The sequence below is a fragment of the Arthrobacter sp. SO3 genome (assembly GCF_020532825.1).
In the GTDB taxonomy this organism is placed as follows: domain Bacteria; phylum Actinomycetota; class Actinomycetes; order Actinomycetales; family Micrococcaceae; genus Arthrobacter.
This window is the reverse complement of record NZ_MQTS01000116.1, coordinates 1-15,214: the sequence shown is the minus strand read 5'-3', so window position 1 is coordinate 15,214 and position 15,214 is coordinate 1. Positions and strand designations below refer to the sequence as shown.

Sequence of the window (15,214 nt, the reverse complement as noted above, 5' to 3'; positions counted from 1 at the left end):
CGGGCGCGAAGGATCCGCCGGGAACGGGGCACCCCGGATCCCAGTCCGCGGCAGTTGGATTGAGCGGTGACGTAACCGGCTGCGTCCCGGAGCCAACAAAGTCTAAACTGGCCCAATGACTACAGCAGCTACTCCGTCCGTTGGACTGGTCGGTTGGCGTGGCATGGTCGGTTCCGTCCTGATGCAGCGTATGCAGGACGAGGGCGACTTCGCCAACATCAACCCGGTATTTTTCTCCACCTCCAACGCGGGAGGTGCAGCCCCTGCGGTCGCCGGTTCTGCCGGGGGCGACGCCGGCAAGCTCGAGGACGCGTTCGACGTCGATGCCCTGGCGAAGCTGCCGATTATCGTCACCGCCCAGGGCGGCGACTACACAAAGCAGGTCCACGGGGAGCTGCGCAGCCGCGGCTGGGACGGCCTCTGGATCGATGCCGCTTCCACCCTGCGGATGAACGACGATTCGATCATCGTGCTGGACCCGATCAACCGCGACGTCATCGACGCCGGTCTCTCCGGCGGCGTGAAGGACTACATCGGCGGCAACTGCACCGTGTCCTGCATGCTGATGGGCCTCGGCGGGCTGTTCAAGAACGGCCTCGTCGAATGGGGCACCTCCATGACCTACCAGGCTGCCTCCGGCGGCGGCGCCCGGCACATGCGCGAACTGCTGAGCCAGTTCGGCACGCTCAACGCCCAGGTCAGCCCGGAACTGGACGACCCGGCGTCGGCCATCCTGGACATTGACCGCAAGGTCCTGGCCCACCAGCGCACCGACATCGATGCCACCCAGTTCGGCGTCCCGCTGGCCGGATCGCTGATCCCCTGGATCGATGCGGACCTCGGCAACGGCCAGTCCAAGGAAGAGTGGAAGGCCGGGGTGGAGACAAACAAGATCCTCGGCACCTCCGGCGATCAGCACATCATCATGGACGGCCTGTGCATCCGGATCGGCGCTATGCGCTCGCACTCCCAGGCGCTCACTCTCAAGCTCCGCGAAGACCTCTCCGTCGCCGAGATCGAGAAGCTGCTGGACGCGGACAATGAGTGGGCCAAGGTGGTGCCCAACTCCAAGGACGCCTCCATGTCCCAGCTCACCCCGGTGGCGGCATCCGGCACCCTGGACATCCCGGTGGGCCGCATCCGCAAGCTGGAGATGGGCCCGCAGTACATCAGTGCGTTCACGGTCGGCGACCAGCTGCTGTGGGGTGCGGCCGAGCCGCTGCGCCGCATGCTCAACATCGCGACCGGCAACCTCTAGGACCTCAGCAGCTGCCGCGCCGGACGCCGCCGCCTGGCTCAGGTGCCGAGGAATCTCCGGTAATTCGCGGCCTGCAGCTCAAAAGACTTTTGGGCGGCAGGCCGCAGCCCGTTAACGTAGTCAAAGGGCTTAGGGACGACGACGGCGGCCCCGCCGTTGCGGGTGACGTCCCAGGTGCCGACGATCTGGCCGCCGGCAACTATCGTCTTCCGGAAGACGCCGTTGCCGCCCGGCACGATCTTGTCCGCATGCTCGGGCGGCAGCACGAGCGACCGGTCCGTGTAGCCAAGCACGAACTCATCGAAGCCGGGCAGCGCCAGCACCAGGCGTGCTGCGGGGACGCCTTCGTCGAGCAGCGCCGCCGTTTCCGGGGAGAGCCAGTAGCTGGTCCCCTCGAACGGGACCTCCACCAGCTGGTCTTTCACGTCGGCCAGGGCGGCGCGGACCTCCGTCAGGGGAATGCCGGACCACCAGGCAAAGTCACGCTCGGTGGCGGGTCCGTGGCTGCGCAGGTAGCGCAGGAGCCACTCGGCGATGCCCGCCGCACGGTCCACGGTCCGCGAGTCGGTGATCCAGTCGTCGAAGGCCACCACCAGCTGCTGGTTGCCGGCCAGCGGCCCCTGCACCAGCCAGGCCCGCTGGCACAGGATCCCCAGCAGGTGAATGCCGCGCTGGCCGGCGGTGGACTGGCCTGCCCGTTCGAAGGCCTGGAACAGCTCCGCCCGGCTGGCGGCTGCCCCGCCGGAGACCAGCTGCAGCGCGGTCCCCGCAGCGGCGTCGACGTCCGCGGCGGAGATGTCGAGCTCCCGGTGGCGCCCGGCCAGGCCGCGGATCAGCCGGTCGGAGGTAATGGCCAGCATCCACTTCAGGTCTTCGGGAACCATGAGGTGCAGGGTGCCGCGCATCGGCCAGGAGCGCACTATTTCACCCCGGTTGAGGGCACTGCGGACGTCCACTGCACGGGAGCCCGGCACGCGGAGTCCGACAGCCCAAAGGGCTGCGCCCAGGTCCTGCGCCTGCATCGCCGTCATCCAGCGCACCGCTTCCGCGACGCTGCGGAATCCGGACCCGGCCAGCCCCTGGGAGGCCAGCCGCAACCGGCCCAGGATCGCACGGCTGAGCCGGGGACTCGCCGTTGCTCTCATGCACCCATGCTAGGACGCCGGACGGACAGTTCCCAGCCGCCTTCCAGCCGGACTCCTTACGCTTGAGGGATGACCATGAGCGAGATGTGGCCGCTGCTGCGGCCCCTGAGCAGAAGGCTGGCCCTGCTGGGCTGGGCTTCCAGCGCTGCCGGCATGGCCGCGGGGCTCGCCATTGCCATCGCCAGCGGAACGCGGCTCTCGCCCGTGATGAGCACCCTGCAGCTCGTGGCCGTGGTGTCCATGGCCGTGGCGGTGACCAGCTTCATCACGGCCACATCGGTGCAGCCGCGCTCCCCCGCGCGGGACGACGGTTCATCACCGGACAGCCTGGAACCCGGGGAGCTCCCCGACACCGTGCAGAGTTTCCTGCTCGGCTCCGTGGCCCTGCTGGCAGGTGCGGTGGTCTTCGCCCTCGCCGGCTTCCTGCTCCTCAGCGGGCCCAGCGAGCAGTCCGTGGCGTTTTGCCAGGTCTTCTTCCTCGGCGCCGCCGCGTCCGGCTTCACCTTCATGCTGTTCAGCAGGGTGGTCCCGCACCGCGGCAGGAACTGACCGGCTGCTTTCCTAGAGCTCCACGCCGATGAGCAGCGGTTCCGGATGCAGTTCAATCCCGAAGCGTTCGACGACGCCGCGGCGCACCTCGCGCGCGATCGCCAGCAGGTCCGCGGCGCTGGCCGCTCCCCGGTTGGTGATGGCCAGGGTGTGCTTGGTGGACAGCGAGGCCCGGCCGCCGGAGACGCTGTCCGCCTCAAGACCGAACCCCTTGCCGTAGCCGGCCTGGTCGATCAGCCAGGCGGCCGAGAGCTTGATCAGGCCGTCCGCGCCGCCCGGGTAGCGCGGCGCATCGTCGGGCAGCCCGGCGGCTGCGGCTGCCGGCACGATCGGGTTCGTGAAGAAAGAGCCGGTGGAATAGGTGTCCCGGTCCGCTGCGTCCCACACCATGCCCTTGGACGCCCGGAGCCGGAGGACCTCCCGCCGGACATCGTTGGCGTAGGCCCGCCGGCCGGCCTCGACGCCCAGGGCGCGGGCGAGCTCGGCGTACCGGATGGGGGCGCTCATCCGGCCCAGCGGCAGCTGGAACTCGACCGTGAGCACAACGTAGCGCGGGGAGCCGTTGACGGTGGTCTGTTTGAGGATCGAATCCCGGTAGCCGAACTTCAGTTCCGAGTTGGTGAAGGTCTGCACGGCGTTGCGTTCCCGGTCCCAGGTGCGCACGGCGGCGATGGTCTGGGAAACGTCCGAGCCGTAGGCACCGACGTTTTGGACCGGGGTGGCGCCCGTGGAGCCCGGGATGCCGGAGAGCGCCTCGATCCCGGACCAGGCGTGCCGCACGGCATGCTCCACCAGGGCGTCCCAGTTGTGGCCCGCCTGGACCACCACGGCGACGCCGCCGCAGGAGTCCTCCGCGTTGACGGTGAACCCGTCCGAGGCAATCTTCAGCACGGTGCCGGGAAACCCGTCGTCGGACACCAGCAGGTTGGACCCGCCGCCGATGATCAGCAGGGACTCACCGGCAGCATCCGCTGAGCGGACGGCCTCGATGATCTCCGCCTCGGTGCGGGCCTCGATGAAGTTGCCGGCGGGGCCGCCGACGGCGGCCGTGGTCAGGGCGGAAAGCAGTGTCTGGGTCACCCGACCAGCCTAGCCGGGGAACACCGCACTACCCTAAGCAGCGCCCTGCCGGTCAGCTGACTTTCCGGGCCACCGGGGAAAGCAGGAAGCTGACCACCAGCATCACCATCACCGCCAGCAGGGAGTGCAGGATGCCGACGTGCTCGGCCAGCAGGCCCAGCAGGGGCGGCCCGCAGAGGAATGCGCCATAGCCGATTGTGGAGACCACGGAGACCCGGGCGGCTGCCCTGGCCGGGTCGTCGGCGGCGGCGGACATGCCCACCGGGAAGCCCAGCGAGGCGCCCAGTCCCCAGACGGCGAGGGCGGCATAGGCCACCCACGGCGCCGGCGCGAAGACGAACAGGCCCAGACCCAGCACGGCCAGGGCCGCGCACCAGCGCATTACCGGGACGCGGCCGAAGCGGTCCAGGACCACGGTGCCGGCGAAGCGTCCCACGGTCATGAACGTGACGAAGAGCCCGTACCCGGCGGCGCCCGCGGCGTCGGACTGTCCGTGGCCGTCGGCGAGCGCCAGGGCCACCCAGTCCCCCGCGGCTCCCTCGGCGAGGGCCAGCCCCAGCACGAGCACGCCCAGCAGGAGCGTGCGCCGGTCCCGCCAGGCCAGGGCGATCTGGCGTTTGTTGTCCAGTGGGGCTTCGGGCTTAGCCGTGCCCGGCAGGATGACCGGAATGGGCCCGGTGGAGGGGTCCTCGAAGGTATCGGGCCGGGCCGGCGTGAATCCCGGTCCGGCGTCCACCGGAGTGATGTCCGCACGGAACCAGGAAGCGGCGGTGGCCACGGAACCGGCGACGAACAGCCCCACCGCGGCGAAATGCCAGAAGACGGGGACACCGGCCCCGGCGGCCCAGGCTCCTGCCCCGGCGCCGGCAACGGTCCCGAGGCTGAACGATCCATGCAGCCGGGGCATGATGTGCCGCCGGACGGCGCGTTCCACCGCGGCGCCCTCGACGTTGGAGGCCGTGTTCCAGCTGGCCGTGCCGAGGCCGATCACGGCCAGCCCCGCGGCGACGGCGGGGGGGTTGACCAGGACCGTGGTTCCAATGCCGGCCAGGACCAGCCCGGCGCCCACCATGATGCTGCCGATCCGGATGGTCTGCTTGGAGCCGAAGCGCAGCACGATCAGCCCCGACGCTGAGACCGAGATGAAGGAGCCCAGGGTCATGCACAGCAACAGCAGCCCGACGTTCGCAGGGGTCAGGTCAAGTCCGTCGCGGATGGCCGGGAGCCGGGACACCCAGGTGGCGAACGCGATGCCACTGACTGAGTACGCGGCCACCACGGCGTTACGCCACTGCGTGACCTCCACGGCCTGGCCGGTCCGCAGGTTCACGGCATCGCCATCCGGCTACGCCAGCCTGACGACGGCCTGGGCCTTCATCAGCACTTTCTGGCCGCCGGAGACGACGGTCAGGTCCACCCGGGCGGTGCCGGCCCCGGCGTCGAGCGCCCCGATGGCGCCGCTGATCTCAATCACGGCGCCGGCCTCGGCCGTCCCCGTGGTGTCGGACACCGGGACGGGCTTGGTGAAGCGGGTCTGGAAATCGACGACGGCGGCGGGGTCCCCGGCCCAGTCGGTCACGAGCTGGACGGCGGAGCCCATGGTGAACATGCCGTGCGCGATCACACCGGGCAGTCCCACGCCAGTTGCGAAGGCCTCGTTCCAGTGGATGGGGTTGAAATCGCCGGAGGCACCGGCGTACTTGACGAGGTCAGTGCGGGTGACGGTGATGCTGCGGCTGCCGATGTCCTGGCCGACCGCGAGTTCCGAGAGTGTGCGTGTCATGTCTACTGTCCCTCTCCGCGGACCAGGATGGACGAGGTGGCGGTCGTGACGGCCTCGCGGGCGGTACCGTCGGTGGCACCGGCGGCCAGGGCAAAGATTTCCGAGCGGGTGGTGATCATGGCTCCCCCGCCCATCGCACGGACGCCGTCGACGTGCAGTTCGGCAACCAGCCGGTCCCCGGCAATGATGGGCCGGTGGTGGATGAACCGCTGGTCAGCGTGGACTACGCGGGAGAAGTCGATGCCGGCGTCCGGGTCCTCGATCAGCTGGGCGTCGGCCCGCTGCGCGACGATGATGGCGAAGGTCGGCGGCGCCACGAGGTCGCTGTGGCCCAAGGCCCTCGCCGCATCCACCTCGAAGTGGGCGGGATGGGTGGCCTTGACGGCGCGGGCGAACTCGCGGATTTTCTCGCGGCCGACGTCGTACACCTCTTTGGCAGGGTAGCTGCGCCCCTGCAGATCCGGATTGATAGTCATGGTTCCAGCCTAGCGTCAGGCCTCCGGACACCTGCGCCGATGACGGTCCCCTGAATAGAATTCAGACAGAAATTCAGAACAGCCCTCCGGGATGCGGTATGATGAAAACATCAATCCATCAACTCATGGCCGGTCGAGGGACCTCAGGGCCAGAAAGCACGGGCAGCGATGATTTCGGCAGCGCAAACCCCCTTGTACGAGATCAAGGCGAACCTGTTCAAGGCCCTCGCCCACCCGGCGCGGATCCGTGTACTCGAACTGCTGTCCGCCGCGCCGGATAATGCGGCGCCCGTCAGCTATCTGCTGGCCGAGACGGGCCTCGAAGCGTCCCACCTGTCCCAGCACCTCGCCACCCTGCGCCGGCACGGGGTGGTGACCTCGACCCGCTCCGCCAATACGGTGACCTACCGGCTGGCCCATCCGAAAATCGCCGAATTGCTGGCCATCGCCCGGACCTTCCTCCTCGACAGCCTGGCCGATTCCAACGACCGGCTCAGACTCGCGCAGGAACTGCCGAGCGAACACCTGAAGGATTCCGTTTCATGAGCGCGGCCCTGGCGCACCTCAGCCGGTTCCTGCCGTCCCGGCGTGACTATGACGGCCTGCGCTCGTCCTGGAAGACGGACCTGCTGTCCGGGATCACCGTGGGGATTGTGGCCCTGCCGCTGGCACTGGCCTTCGGAGTGAGTTCCGGCGTCGGCGCTGAAGCCGGACTCATCACCGCCGTCGTCGCCGGCCTCGTGGCCGCTGTCATGGGCGGCTCGCACGTGCAGGTCTCCGGCCCGACCGGCGCGATGGTCGTCGTCCTGGCGCCGGTCGTCGCCCTCCATGGCGTCGGCAGCATCGCCCTGGTCTCCCTGATGGCGGGGCTGCTGGTGATTATCCTGGGAATCAGCGGGCTGGGCCGGGCGGTGGCCTTCATCCCGTGGCCGGTAGTGGAGGGCTTCACCCTCGGCATCGCCGCGATCATCTTCCTCCAGCAGGTCCCGATGGCCACCGGCACCACGGGGATACCGGGCCACAACACCCTGCTGGCCGCCATCGAGAGCGCCTCCCAGGCCACCGTCCCCGCCGTTTTCCAGACGCTCGGCGTCGTGGCCGGCGTGGCCGCCGTGATGGTCCTACTGCCGAAGCTGAACAAGGCCCTGCCCGCGAGCCTGATCGCGGTCCTGCTGGCCACCGTGGCCGCCGAGCTGCTCCAGCTGGAGATCCCCCGGATCGGTGAGCTGCCGCATTCCCTGTCGGCACCGTCGATGCCGTCCCTCGATCCGGCAGCGCTGGGCGGGCTGCTGATGCCCGCGGTGTCCATCGCGATGCTGGCCGCCATCGAATCGCTGCTTTCCGCACGGGTGGCAGCCGGGATGGTGGGCCCTGACGGGAGGCCCTCCGGGGCCTACAGCCCGGACCGGGAACTCACGGGGCAGGGGCTCGCCTCCGTCGCGGCAGGGTTCTTCGGCGGCATGCCGGCCACCGGCGCCATCGCCCGGACAGCGGTCAACGTCCGCTCCGGCGCCAAGACCCGGCTGTCCGCGATTGTCCACGCGCTCGTGCTGCTGGCCATCATCTATCTGGCAGCCGGACTGGTCGGGAGGATCCCACTCGCCGTCCTGGCCGGGATCCTGATGGTCACGGCAGTCCGCATGGTGTCCAGGCACACGGTCGGCGCCATCATGCGCTCCACCCGCGCCGACGCCTTCGTGTTCGTCCTGACGGCCCTGATCACCGTGGCCTTCGACCTGATCGTGGCCATCGAGATCGGGCTTGTCGCCGCGGCCCTCTTTACGCTGCGCAAGTTTGCCTCGCTCAGCGGGGTGAAACGCGAGGACGTGCCCGGACCGCACAAGGAGGGGGACGAGCACATCGCGATCTTCCGCCTCGACGGGGCCATGTTCTTCGGCGCCGCGGAACGCGTCCTGCAGGAAATCAGCCAGGTCAAGGACATCCAGGTGGCCATCATCCGGCTATCACAGGTGCGGATGCTGGACGCCACCGGGGCCCACACGCTGGTGGAGGTCATCTCGGCGCTGGAGCTGCGCGGCGTGACGGTCCTGCTGAAAGGCGTCCAGCCGGAGCACCTCGAGCTGGTGACCAACGTCGGGGTGATCCGGTCGCTGCGGCACCACAAGCACCTGTTCTCATCCCTGCCCGAGGCGGTGGAGCACGCCCGCAGCCACGTGCTCCGGAACGCCGCCGCTAACGTTTGAGGTTCTTCCGGATCGCCGCAGCTAACGCTTGAGGTTCTTCCGGAACGCCGCAGCTAACGCTTGAGGTTCTTCCGGATCGTCTGGCCGCGGACCACAATCCCGGCGATGTGCAGGATCAGGCCCAGGCCGATCACGCCGAGGGAGGCGACCGCGAGGTCCTGGTTGCCGGAGGTGTTCCCCACGAGGTTCAGGGTGATGCCGACGGCGAGCAGCCCCATCGCGCTGAAAACCAGCGCCTTGTAAGTGGTTGACGCGGATTCCCAGAATTCTTTCAGCACCGTGCCAGTCTACTGGGGACCGCCGGCAACGCCGCGAGCCGCAAATTTCTTGGCGCCACTCGGAATGCCCGGCGACGCGGGAATACGGGCGCGTCCGGTATTTCCCGCGTCGAGGGGCAGCTTCAGCGTCAGAAGCAGCTTCAGCGTCAGAACAGGGCTTCCTGGACTGCCGGGATATCGCTTCCGTAGTCGCCGAGTTCGACGGTCCGCGCCTTCAGCTGGGCGAGGTTAACGACGAACTCGAGGTCGGCGCCGTCGAGCCGTGCCAGCGCGACGCTCCCGCTCAGCGAGTCGATCCGGAACCCGTGGGCGCCCGAGCTGAGCTCATGCGGATAGGCGTGCCGGACAGCCGGTGCGCAAGCCGCGTCCGACAGCCCCGGCCGCAGCCACTGCTCGTCCAGGACCTCGAAGCCGCCGCCCCCGGCGCCGGCCAGCAGCTCGCGGACGCCGCAGGCCAGCCGGCTGTTCCGGGCGTCCAGTTCGTCGGGGGGCGCCGGCCCGGTCAGGGCCGCGGCCTTGGCGGCCGAGCGGATCTGCTGGGGAACACCGGCGTCGCGGGTCACCAGGTCCTCGAGGATCCTGACGACGCGGCCGTCGGCGGCCCGTGCGACGTAACGGGCGACGACGGCGCCCTGTTCGGCGAGCCTCCTCCATTTCCGCAGGTCCGCGGCAGTGCCCACCTTGCTGGCGCCGTTGGCGAAGGTGGCGATGTAGAGCCAGTGCGGCTGCATCAGGTAGGCCCGCAGCCCGGGCGGCACATGCCCGCCGCGGTGGAAGCCGTGGATGAGCCGCGAATCGTCCACCACCAAGCACCGCTCGCACTGGCTGCCCTTCACGGCCTGTGCCCGTGCCGGGCAAGGGACGTGGGTGCGGTCGGCAGGCCCGTGCACCTTCTGGTGCCCGAGGCAGTGCTTCCCGTCGACGGCGAGCCGGAGGCCCAGCCGGGTCCCGGCGTCGAGCGGAAGTTCGGTGAAGCCGCCGTCAGGGTCCTGCAGGCGCAGCGCCGGGCGGCCGCCGTCGGGGTCCGTCGATCCGCCCGGTGCGGCCGGCGAGGCCGGTGCGGCATCCCAAAAGACCCCGTGGACCAGATAGCGGGTATCGGTCACGGGGTCTCCTTGGTTCGGGGCCGGCTAGAGGGCCGGCTGCACCCCGAAGGCTACCGCGAGTTTCATGATCTTCTCGGCGCGGCCCAGGCGGGGAAGGTCGGAGCCGTCGCGGATGACACGGCCGCTGGCCTCGAAATCGGCCATGAAGTCCGTGGCCCAGGCGACGTCGGACGGCGTCGGGCTGATGACCTCGTTGATGACCGGGGTCTGGTCGATCGCCAGGCAGAGCTTGCCGGTCATGCCCATCATCACGGTGATGCCGGTCTGCTCGCGCAGAATCGGGTGGTTGGTGCCGACGGTGGGTCCGTCGATGGGGCCCGGCAGGTTCCCGACGCGGCTGGCGACGACGAGCTTGGCCCGCGGGTACGCCATGGCCTCGGGGGTGGCCGCCATGCCGGTGTCGCGGCGGAAGTCGCCCGAGCCGAAGGCCAGCCGGAACGCGCCCTGGGCCTTGGCGATGTTGTTGGCTTCCTCGATGCCCACGGCGGACTCAACGAGCGCGATGACCGGCGTCTTGCCGTCCATCCGGTGGAAGCTCTCGGTGACCTGGTCCGCGGACTCGGTCTTGGCCAGCATCACGCCCAGCAGGCCCGGGGTGCCGCGGAGTCCGGCGAGGTCATCGGCCCAAAACGGGCTGGTGGCGTCGTTGATCCGGACCCAGGCGCTGCCGCCGGCGGTCAGCCAGTCCACGACGTTGGCGCGGGCGGCATCCTTCTGCGAGGGGTCCACCGCGTCCTCGATATCCAGGATGACGGCGTCCGCGCGGGACGCGGCCGACTGGTCGAAGAGCTCCGGTTTCATGGCGTTGACAAGCAGCCAGGAGCGGGCGATTTCGGCTGGGATGTTGCGTTGGGGCCGGACGGTCCCGGCGGTGGTGGTGGAAGTCATGTATCTACGCTATCCGTTCAGGGGTGTCCCCCGCGAAGTATTCCGGCTCTTGGGGGCGACCAATACGACCAAAATCTCTGCTAGGGGATGTTGCTGCCGCGCGCCGTGACCCAGAGCCGGTACCACTGGGCCCGGGTCATGCCCGCGGCGACCTCTGCCGCGCCGGCGCAGGCGCGGATACGGTCCGGGTTGGCGGTGCCGATCACGGGCGCGATTCGGGCCGGGTGTTTCATCAGCCAGCCCAGCAGGACCGCCTCCCCGGTCGTCTTCTTCTCCGCGGCCAGCTGCGCCACCAGGGCGGCGGTCGCCTCCTCAGCGGCCGACGGCGCCGCGGCCGGTGCCCCGGTGTAGAGGCCCCGCGCCAGGGAACCGTAGGCCTGCAGGGTGATCCCGTGCCGGACACAGTGCTCCACCGTGCCGTGCGGGAAGCTGTAGTCCGTTCCCTCGGCATGGTTGACGAGCACCGTGCTCTCCAGCCAGGCGCGCCGGGACAGGCTCATCTCCAGCTGGTTGGCGACCACCGGCGTCCCGAGCCGGTCCTGGAGCACCTCGATCTGCGGCCCGGACATGTTGGACACCCCCAGCGCCCGGACCTTGCCCTCCGCCATCAGCTGCCCGACGGCGGAGGCAACCTCAGCGGGGTCCAGCAGCGGATCGGGGCGGTGGAGCATCAGGACGTCCACGTAGTTTGTGCGGAGCCGGGCTAGGCTTTCGTTGACCCTTGCCAGGATGGCATCCCCGCTCAGGTCGTAATACGTCTCCAGGCCCTGTTCGTTGAGCCGGATGCCGACCTTGGTCTGCAGCCGGATGCGTTCGCGCAGACCCGGAGTCCGCGCCAGCACCTCGCCGAAGACCGCCTCGGACTTGCCGCCACGGTAGATGTCGGCATGGTCGAACAGGGTAATGCCGGACTCAAGGGCGGCGTCGACGGCGGCAGCCGCCTCGTCCACCTGCGCGGACGAGTACGGCTCCGGGGACCAGCTGCCGCCCAGGCCCATGCAGCCATAAATCAGCTCCTGGCCCGGGACCGGCTGTACGGCCGGCCCGCCGGCCTCCGGCCGGTTCACCGCAGCCAGACGGTGGTGCTGCCCGGCAGGAGGTTCTTCTCGAGCGGTGCACTGCTGAGCAGCACCTCTCCGGCGGGGAGCTCTACCGGCTCGGCACCGAAGTTGGTCACGGTCTGACAGCCACCCCGGCGGCTGAAGTGCAGCACTGCCGGGCTCGCGGTGGGGTGCCATTGCAGTTCTTCGGAGGTCTGCAGTTCGCGGCGCAGCTTCAGCGCCCGGCGGTAGAACTCCAGGGTGGAACCCTCGACTCCCTCCTCGGCCGCGACGGCGTAGCGGCTGAACCAGGCCGGCTGCGGCAGGTGCGCCGCGCCGTCGCCGAACCCGAAGGAGGTGCCCTCGGCGGTCCAGGGCAGCGGGACGCGGCAGCCGTCCCGGCCGATTTCGACGCCCTTGTTGCGGAAGAACGTCGGGTCCTGGCGGTCGGCGTCGGGGATGTCCGCGACCTCCTGGAGGCCGAGCTCCTCGCCCTGGTAGAGGTACGCGGAGCCCGGCAGCGCCAGCATCAGCTGGGTGGCCGCGCGGGCACGGCGCAGCCCGAGCTCGACGTCGAGCTCCTCGTCCGGTGCGCCGGCCAGCAGCCAGCCCTTGCCGTCCTGGCCCTTGGCATGCCGGCCGCCGCCCTGGGGCAGGCCGTAGCGCGTGGCGTGGCGGACGACGTCGTGGTTGGAGAACACCCAGGTGGAGGAGGCGCCGGACTCGGTGGCCTCGGCGAGGTTACGGGTGATGATTTCGCGGAATTCCTCGGCGTCGAAGTCCGCCTGCAGCAGGTCGAAGTTGAAGGCCTGGCCCAGGCCCTGCGGGCTCGCGTAGCGGCCGCGGCGGCTGGCATGGACCCACGCTTCCGCGACGGCGGTGCGCGGCGGGGTGTATTCGTTGAAGACCTCGCGCCATTCGACGTAGATCTCGTGGACCTCGTCGCGGTCCCAGAACGGGTGCGAGCCGTCGTCGAAGCCGTCGGTGCCGCTGTTGGCCTCGCTCAGCTCCACCTTGGACAGCAGCGGCTCAGTGAGGTCCTTGGTGAGGGCGTGCGCCACGTCGACGCGGAAGCCGTCCACGCCGCGGTCGGACCAGAAGCGCAGGGTCTTGAGGAAATCGTCGCGGATTTCGCGGCTGGACCAGTTCAGGTCCGGCTGTTCCTTGGCGAAGATGTGCATGTACCACTGGCCGGGGGTGCCGTCCGGCTCGGTGATGCGCTCCCAGGCCGGGCCGCCAAAGACGGACTCCCAGTCCGAGGGCGGGATCTCGCCGTTTTCGCCCTTGCCGTCCCGGAAGATGTACCGTTCGCGGGCGTCGGAACCGCGGGGGGACGCAAGCGCCTCCTGGAACCACACGTGCCGGTTCGAGGAGTGGTTCGGCACGATGTCGGCGATCAGCTTGATGCCGGCGGCGTGCAGGGCGGCGGACATCTCATCGAAGTCCGCCAGCGTTCCGAGCTTGGGGTCCACATCGCGGTAGTCGTCGACGTCGTAGCCGCCGTCGGCGAGGGCCGAGGGGTAGAAGGGACTGAGCCAGACGGCGTCGATCCCGAGTGACTTCAGGTACGGGACCTTGGCCGTGATGCCCTGGATGTCGCCGAGGCCGTCACCGTTGGAGTCGTAGAAGCTGCGCGGGTAGATCTGGTACACAGAGGCCTGGCGCCACCAGTTGGGATCGGCGGCGAGATCGGAACCGGACAGGGTTGCCAGCGTGGCGGTGTTGGACAAGGGGTGATCCTCCGGGGTTCGGAACTGGTTTCTGGTATTTTAGATACAAGCTAAATATATTGCCTGAACAATTATGGGTCCGGACCGACGGGGAGGTCAATATTCCGATGCCGCACGCCGCCGCCGCCACTCCCCAGCTGCTGCGCCGGGTGAACGCCCAGTCGGTACTTGGCGTCATCCGAGCCACGGAGGTGGCCACCGGCACTGAGCTGATGGCCCGGACCGGACTGACCCGGGCATCCGTCATCGCCGTCTGTGAAGACCTGATCCGTCGCGGCTGGATCCGCGAGCTCGACGCCCGCGATGAGGACCAGCCCGGCAGCCCGCGCAAGGGACGCCCGGCCCGGCGCTTCGAGCTGAACTCGCGGGCAGGATTCGTCCTCGGCCTGGACATCGGCGCGGCCACCACCACCGCCGCCGTCGCGGACCTCCGCGGCACCGTCCTCGGACGGTCCAGCGAAAGCTTCCGGGCCGCCGACATCCCCGCGGAGGAGCGGATCGACGTCGTCGACCGTGCCTGCCGCCGGGCGCTGGCCGCAGCCGGGACCGGCCCCGCAAGTGTCCTCGCCGTGGGGGCCGGCATCGCCGCGCCCGTGGACCGTGACGGGAACGTGCTGGCCAGCCAGCACTTCTGGAGCCTGTTCGACGTCGGGCTCCGCTCGGCGCTGAAGGAGCTGCACGGCTGGACGGTGCTGCTGGAGAACGACGCGAACCTGGCCGCCCTGGGCGAACGCTGGCGCGGTTCCGGCGCCGGCGTCGATGACCTCGTGGTGCTGCTGGCCGGTGAACGGCTGGGCGCCGGGGTGATGGAGTCCGGCCGGCTGCTGCACGGCCGCGGCGGCGCTGCCGGGGAAATGGGGTACCTGGACCTGGTGCAGGGCGTGGGCTCCAGCGACGGCATCGCCACCCTGGCCAGGCAGTGGTCCGCGGCCGGCGGCGGACCTGCCGCCGGTGGCGAGGCCAGCGCCCGGCGCGTCTTCGAAGATGCCGCCGCCGGGGACCCCGCAGCGCTGGCCATCCTCGACCGCCTCTCGGAGCGGATGGCACGGGTCATCGCCTCCGTGTCGAGCTTCATCAACCCGGAACAGGTGGTGATCGGCGGCGCTGTGGCGGAATCGGCAGGGGCGCTGCTGCCCGGCATCACTGCCCTGCTCCCCCGTTTCACGGCGACGCCACCGCGGGTGACGGTCTCGCCGCTGGGCGACGCGATCGTCACCGTTGGCGCCATCCGGCACGCCTTGGACTACGTCGAGGCGAACGCCCTGGAGCTGGAGCTCGGGCGGTAGGGCCGGCATTCGGCGGGGCTGGTCGGTAGGGGCTGGTCGGTAGGGGCGCGCAGGCTTTGCTCAAGATTCTGCAACGATTTGCTACCTAAGGCGAAGGTTTTTTGCAGATTGCCGGGTCTGACGGCGCGCCGTCCGTAGACTGACCTCACTTCCCGGTCTCCCCGGCCTTTCCGCTGAGCCTTCAGCGGAAAGGCGGTCTCATGAAAGACAAAACGTGAACTTAATACGGAAGACGACAGCGCTTGTCACAGCGTTTGTCGTTACTCTCGCCTCGCTCACTGCCGTGACGCTCTCGCCCGCCCTCGCCGAAACGGCCCCAGCCCCCACCTCGACGGCCTCGCCCGCACCCACGGCCACAGCGACGCCGACGGCAGCCGGCTCCCCCACGACC

Annotated in this window: 15 protein-coding genes; 5 read left to right on the top strand and 10 right to left on the bottom strand. The window is 69.5% G+C overall.

The window, feature by feature from the left end; translation table 11 throughout:
• Positions 1–115 precede the first annotated feature (115 nt).
• Positions 116–1,258 (top strand): aspartate-semialdehyde dehydrogenase, encoded by a 1,143-nt coding sequence (gene asd, locus BJQ90_RS11940; RefSeq protein WP_226760471.1) that lies wholly within the window; start codon positions 116–118, stop codon positions 1,256–1,258.
• A gap of 38 nt (positions 1,259–1,296) precedes the next feature.
• Here asd and BJQ90_RS11935 read toward each other — a convergent pair whose 3' ends face one another.
• Complete coding sequence (locus tag BJQ90_RS11935) at positions 1,297–2,403, bottom strand: winged helix DNA-binding domain-containing protein (protein WP_226760470.1); 1,107 nt, start codon at positions 2,401–2,403, stop codon at positions 1,297–1,299.
• Positions 2,404–2,472: 69 nt separating this feature from the next.
• Between BJQ90_RS11935 and BJQ90_RS11930 the strand changes: the two genes are divergently transcribed.
• The gene (locus BJQ90_RS11930; RefSeq protein WP_226760469.1) at positions 2,473–2,952 is read left to right on the top strand and encodes a hypothetical protein; all 480 of its coding nucleotides are present in this window, start codon (positions 2,473–2,475) and stop codon (positions 2,950–2,952) included.
• 12 nt (positions 2,953–2,964) lie between these two features.
• On the opposite strand, the gene BJQ90_RS11925 is transcribed toward BJQ90_RS11930, so the two are convergent.
• The 4 genes from BJQ90_RS11925 to BJQ90_RS11910 are packed head-to-tail and all read right to left on the bottom strand — an operon-like array spanning position 2,965 to position 6,291.
• Entirely contained in the window at positions 2,965–4,032 is a 1,068-nt protein-coding gene (locus BJQ90_RS11925) for a UDP-N-acetylmuramate dehydrogenase (protein WP_226760468.1), read from the bottom strand.
• A gap of 52 nt (positions 4,033–4,084) precedes the next feature.
• The gene (locus tag BJQ90_RS11920) at positions 4,085–5,362 is read right to left on the bottom strand and encodes an MFS transporter (protein WP_226760467.1); all 1,278 of its coding nucleotides are present in this window, start codon (positions 5,360–5,362) and stop codon (positions 4,085–4,087) included.
• Between the two features lie 15 nt (positions 5,363–5,377).
• Positions 5,378–5,815, bottom strand: coding sequence for a MaoC family dehydratase (locus BJQ90_RS11915; protein WP_226760466.1), 438 nt, complete (start codon positions 5,813–5,815; stop codon positions 5,378–5,380).
• 2 nt (positions 5,816–5,817) lie between these two features.
• Complete coding sequence (locus tag BJQ90_RS11910) at positions 5,818–6,291, bottom strand: MaoC family dehydratase N-terminal domain-containing protein (RefSeq protein ID WP_226760465.1); 474 nt, start codon at positions 6,289–6,291, stop codon at positions 5,818–5,820.
• Positions 6,292–6,459: 168 nt separating this feature from the next.
• Here BJQ90_RS11910 and BJQ90_RS11905 point away from each other — a divergent pair, with 168 nt between their 5' ends.
• Entirely contained in the window at positions 6,460–6,837 is a 378-nt protein-coding gene (locus tag BJQ90_RS11905; RefSeq protein WP_226760464.1) for an ArsR/SmtB family transcription factor, read from the top strand.
• Positions 6,834–8,495, top strand: a complete 1,662-nt coding sequence (locus BJQ90_RS11900; RefSeq protein ID WP_226760463.1) for a SulP family inorganic anion transporter — start codon at positions 6,834–6,836, stop codon at positions 8,493–8,495. Before BJQ90_RS11905 ends, BJQ90_RS11900 begins: the two co-directional genes overlap by 4 nt.
• A gap of 53 nt (positions 8,496–8,548) precedes the next feature.
• Here the strand turns inward: BJQ90_RS11900 and BJQ90_RS11895 are convergent, their stop codons facing one another.
• From BJQ90_RS11895 to BJQ90_RS11875, 5 genes are all read right to left on the bottom strand, one after another.
• Complete coding sequence (locus tag BJQ90_RS11895; RefSeq protein ID WP_226760462.1) at positions 8,549–8,773, bottom strand: DUF3188 domain-containing protein; 225 nt, start codon at positions 8,771–8,773, stop codon at positions 8,549–8,551.
• A gap of 146 nt (positions 8,774–8,919) precedes the next feature.
• Positions 8,920–9,879, bottom strand: a complete 960-nt coding sequence (locus BJQ90_RS11890) for a DUF2797 domain-containing protein (protein WP_226760461.1) — start codon at positions 9,877–9,879, stop codon at positions 8,920–8,922.
• Between the two features lie 24 nt (positions 9,880–9,903).
• A complete protein-coding gene (locus BJQ90_RS11885) occupies positions 9,904–10,767 on the bottom strand; it encodes an HpcH/HpaI aldolase/citrate lyase family protein (protein ID WP_226760460.1) in 864 nt (287 codons plus the stop codon).
• 80 nt (positions 10,768–10,847) lie between these two features.
• Positions 10,848–11,834 carry an aldo/keto reductase gene (locus tag BJQ90_RS11880; RefSeq protein ID WP_226760459.1) on the bottom strand — a complete coding sequence of 329 codons (987 nt, stop codon included), beginning with the start codon at positions 11,832–11,834 and terminating at the stop codon, positions 10,848–10,850.
• Entirely contained in the window at positions 11,831–13,537 is a 1,707-nt protein-coding gene (locus tag BJQ90_RS11875) for a glycoside hydrolase family 13 protein (protein WP_226760458.1), read from the bottom strand. The genes BJQ90_RS11880 and BJQ90_RS11875 overlap by 4 nt, the downstream gene beginning before the upstream one ends.
• Before the next feature lie 107 nt (positions 13,538–13,644).
• On the opposite strand from BJQ90_RS11875, the gene BJQ90_RS11870 reads away from it, so the two are divergent.
• The gene (locus BJQ90_RS11870; protein ID WP_226760493.1) at positions 13,645–14,823 is read left to right on the top strand and encodes an ROK family protein; all 1,179 of its coding nucleotides are present in this window, start codon (positions 13,645–13,647) and stop codon (positions 14,821–14,823) included.
• Positions 14,824–15,214: the final 391 nt, after the last annotated feature.